Source organism: Pantoea sp. CTOTU49201 (assembly GCF_032054795.1).
GTDB classification, from domain to species: domain Bacteria; phylum Pseudomonadota; class Gammaproteobacteria; order Enterobacterales; family Enterobacteriaceae; genus Pantoea; species Pantoea symbiotica.
Window position 1 is genome coordinate 1 of sequence record NZ_DAMBSA010000397.1, and the last position, 4,281, is coordinate 4,281.

At 54.5% G+C, this 4,281-nt stretch carries 3 protein-coding genes and 1 pseudogene; all 4 read left to right on the plus strand.

The features are described from left to right. Positions 1-135 (plus strand): annotated as a pseudogene (locus tag RTY00_RS20820) (type 1 fimbrial protein); the annotation flags it as partial. Between the two features lie 48 nt (positions 136-183). Continuing rightward, complete coding sequence (locus RTY00_RS20825) at positions 184-888, plus strand: molecular chaperone (RefSeq protein WP_312665960.1); 705 nt, start codon at positions 184-186, stop codon at positions 886-888. A gap of 62 nt (positions 889-950) precedes the next feature. Continuing rightward, the gene (locus RTY00_RS20830; RefSeq protein WP_312665962.1) at positions 951-3,494 is read left to right on the plus strand and encodes a fimbria/pilus outer membrane usher protein; all 2,544 of its coding nucleotides are present in this window, start codon (positions 951-953) and stop codon (positions 3,492-3,494) included. Positions 3,495-3,531: 37 nt separating this feature from the next. Then, a partial coding sequence (locus RTY00_RS20835) for a fimbrial protein (RefSeq protein WP_409519156.1) occupies positions 3,532-4,281 on the plus strand: 750 nt, incomplete at its 3' end.

The following is a 4,281-nucleotide window of genomic DNA, read 5'->3' on the forward strand; positions in this document are numbered from 1 at the left end:
ATCACCAAAAACACCTACGCCAGCGTAACAACTGGCAGCGCAACTCTGCCGTACGCCGTGCAGTATTACGCTGAAGGTGCCACCACCGCAGGGCTGGTAAAAAGCAGTGTCGTTTACTCGATTATGTACAAGTAATCACCGACAGGTGGGAGCAATCCCACCTTTCTTTCTCAGGATTCACGCATGAACATCTCCATCAGTAAAACCCTGCCTATATTCGCTTTGCTTTGCGCCACCTTCATCAGTAGCCAGACTTTGGCCAGCATCGTTATTACGGGTACGCGCGTCATTTTTCATCAGGATGACAAAGAAGTCTCCGTGCAAATGAAGAACGTGGGTGCGTCGCCGGTTTTGATCCAAAGCTGGGTTGATAACGGGGATGCCAATGCGACGCCAGAGAACATTCAAACGCCTTTCATCATCACGCCACCGGTGAACCGTGTTGATGCCGGAAAAGGGCAGACATTACGCCTGTCTCTGACCAATCCTGGCGTGTTTGCCCACGATCGTGAATCGGTGTCATGGCTGAACGTGCTGGAGATTCCGGCGAAAACCAAAGAGAAAACAGAGCTCAACACGTTACAGATGGCATTCCGCACACGTATCAAACTGTTCTACCGTCCGGCTGGCCTGAAAGGTGATGCCAATGAAGCGGTGAAATCGTTGAGTTGGTCTGCAAGTAACGGCCAGCTAAAGGCCAGCAATCCAACGCCTTACAATGTCTCGCTGGTGACGGTGAAGGTAAATGGACACACCATTGACGGTGAAATGGTGCCGCCGCTCTCCTCGCTCACGTTGAAGATCAGCGCGGTAGCGGGTGCCAACGTCAGCGGTGAGTACGTTAACGATTTCGGTGCCGTTCAGCCTTTTACCGCTGCAATCAAATAATTTCTCTCTTGAATTTCAATCTCCTATAGCCGGCATGCCAAGACGTGCCGGAAGGCACGCTTATGACTTTTACCAGAGAATCTACTCTGCCGCTGCGCTACACCTTGTTGGCCAGCGCTGTGTTTGCTGCGTTATTAAGTGGCGCAGAGCAGGTATTTGCTGCTGAAGAGGCGGAATTCGACGCCAGTTTTTTGCAGGTCAGCAAAGGCGCTGCCATCGATCTGGCGCGCTTTAATCAGGGCGCATCGGCAACGCCGGGAACCTATCGCACGCTGGTGTACGTCAACGAGCACTTGATTGCCAATCAGGACATCAACTTCCGCGAGATGGCGGATAAGCAGGTGCGCGCCTGCATACCTTCGCCGTTGCTGAAAAAGATCCCGTTTAACGCCTCGACGCTGCCAGCTTCGGCTGCGGGTTTGCTCACCACAGAAACCGAGTGCAGCGATTTGGCATCTGTACTGCCTGACGCCAGCGTGAGCTACGACAGCAACCAGCTGCGCCTCGACATCTCCATTCCGCAAATCTACCTGACCAGCGTGCCGCACGATTATGTTGATCCGGCTTTGTGGGATGCGGGGATTCCGGCGCTGATGCTGGGATATTCAACCAATGCTTACACCAGCCGCTCGGCGGGACAAGTGTATAAATCCTTCTTTGGCGAGATTAATGCGGGCTTGAACATCGGCGGCTGGTATCTGCGTCACAACGGCAACTACAACTGGCAGCAACAAGGCGGCAGCGACTATCAGTCGCTTAATACCTATGTACAGCATGATGTGGTGCCGCTGCGTGGCCGCGTCGTCGTCGGACAATCAAATACCAGCGGGATTATCTTCGATACGTTGCCGTTTAGTGGCGTGCAGCTGGCAAGTGACGAGCGCATGTTGCCGGAATCTCAGCGCGGTTATGCGCCGGAGATTCGCGGCATCGCGCGCACCAACGCACGCGTCACGGTGAGCCAGCAAGGTCAGGTGATTTATGAAACCACCGTGTCGCCGGGCGAATTCCTGATTAACGATCTTTATCCTACCGGTTACGGCGGCGATCTTGACGTGACGGTAAATGAAGCGGATGGCAGTAAAAGCAGTTTCCGCGTGCCTTACGCAGCGGTAGCGCAATTGCTGCGTCCAGGCACATCCCGCTATGACGTGACGGCAGGTAAATTGCGTGCCGACTACATCCGCGATGACGTCGCGCTCTATCAGGGCACCTGGCAATATGGCTTAACTAACGATGTTACTGGTTACGCGGGTTTGCAGGCGAGCCAGGATTATTACGCGCTGCAAGGCGGAACGGCGTTGGGTACACCGTTGGGCGCCTTCGCCTTCGATATTACTCAGGCGCGTACCCATCTGCGAAGTGCCGATAAGCAGCAAGATGCCAGCATGACCGGGCAAAGTTACCGCGTTAGCTACAGCAAAGCGGTACCAGAAACCGGCAGTAATCTGTCAATCGCCGCCTATCGCTTCTCAACCTCCGGCTTTATGGATTTTATGACGGCGATGCAAAGCCGTGATGCGTTGCAGCGTGGCGCCGGGCTGGATTCCGTTTATCGCGCCAAAAATCGCTTCTCGGTCACCGCCGGACAAACGCTGCCGGATGTGTGGGGTAACTTCTACCTTAGCGGCTCGCTGCAGGATTACTGGAATCGTGAAGGCAACGAAAAACAGTTCCAGCTCGGCTACAACAATCGCACCGGTTTCATTTCATGGGGCATTTCCGTCAACCGTAGCTACAGCAGTTACGGCAGTTCACAAAACAGTTACTTGCTGAGCTTCAGCATGCCGCTGGGTAGCGATAATCAGCGCCATACGCCACTGCTGCGTACCGAGCTATCACACGATAACGACGGACGTTGGGGGCAACAGGCTTCGCTTTCAGGCACCGCAGGTGATGACAGCCAGTTCAGCTATGGCGCGACGGCGCGTCATGCCTCTCCGAATGAGGGCAGCAGCGGCGCGTTGAACGGCCAATATCGTGCCAGCACAACCAATCTGAGTGGTTCGGTCAGCAGCGGTAAGGGCTATCAGAGTGCTTCTGCTGGGCTCAACGGCACCATCGTGGCACACAGCGGCGGCGTCACTTTAAGTCCGTACAGCGGCGACACCTATGCGCTGGTGGAAGCAAAAGGCGCGCAGGGCGCGAGCGTCTCCTCCTATCCGGGCGTGTATGTAGATAACAACGGATATGCGCTGGTGCCGTACCTCAATCCTTATCAGATGAATGAGATCGTGCTGGATCCGAAAGGTACATCAGCGGGCGTTGAACTTGAGAACACCTCATCGCGCGTCGCGCCTTATTCAGGTGCGGTGGTGAAAGTGAAATTTAAGGCACATCGCGGTTTGCCGATTCTGATCACCGCTAACTGGCAAGGCAAACCGCTGCCGTTTGGTGCCGATGTGTTGGATGGCAAAGGCAATGTGGTGGGTTCCGTGGGCCAAGCTGGGCAAGCTTACGCCCTGGTTGAACAGGAGCAGGGCGCATTAACGGTGCGCTGGGGCAGTGAAGCGCAGCAATCCTGCTTGTTGCTTTACCAGCGTGTACCTGAGGCAAAAAGTAGCCCGCCGGGATTGCAGTCATTCAATGCGGTATGCGGCCGTTAATAACAGGGAATAATGTATGAAAAAATGGATATTTAGCGTGCTGCTGTTGGCGGCACCGCTCACTTCGGTACAGGCTGTCACCTGCGCCGCCGATGCTTCAGCACCTGGCATTATGACCACGGTGGCTCTTCAGGGCGGAAATATTACCGTGGGGCAAGATGTGCCGGTTGGCACCACCTTGTTTCGCCAGTTTTTCAAACCTTCATACGGTCCCACTGTGCACTGCGCTAGCAATCCCACTGTCTGGTCTTGGGAGGCGCGTTCGAGTTACGGTTTCAGCCCTAAACCGTTGTCTGCATGGAACAGTGGCGCCTGGGCGGGGAAAGTGTATGAAACCGGTGTTCCGGGGATTGGTGTTGTGGCCTGGTACAGTGGGAATGCATTTCCCTACAGAAGAGACGGCAGAAGCGTCCCGGTAAATACTGATTACACCTATCTCTCTGAAGTCTCCTTTGATATCTCATTTATTAAAATCGGTCCAATCGCGCCGGGGATCATTCGAGGGCAGGATTTACCCAATGTTGTGATGGATTTCATTCCAGACAGTGGCGCAAGCGTGCGTTTATCATCCGTTAGCTTTACTGGCACGCTGAATGTGGTCTCACAAACCTGCACCACGCCAAATCCGGTGGTGCAGTTGGGAAGCTATAACGCCAGTCAGGTATTTAAAAGCGTCGGCACAACCACCAGCTGGACTGATGCCAGCCTGCGGCTCACCAACTGTCCGCGTTTTTACGGGCTGATGGACAGCGGGCAATCTAACTATGGTTCAGATTCAATCACCGAT

Coding starts and splice junctions, on each gene's coding strand:
- RTY00_RS20825 (WP_312665960.1), top strand. CDS start 184: ATGAACATCTCCATCAGTAAAACCCTGCCTATATTCGCTTTGCTTTGC.
- RTY00_RS20830 (WP_312665962.1), top strand. CDS start 951: ATGACTTTTACCAGAGAATCTACTCTGCCGCTGCGCTACACCTTGTTG.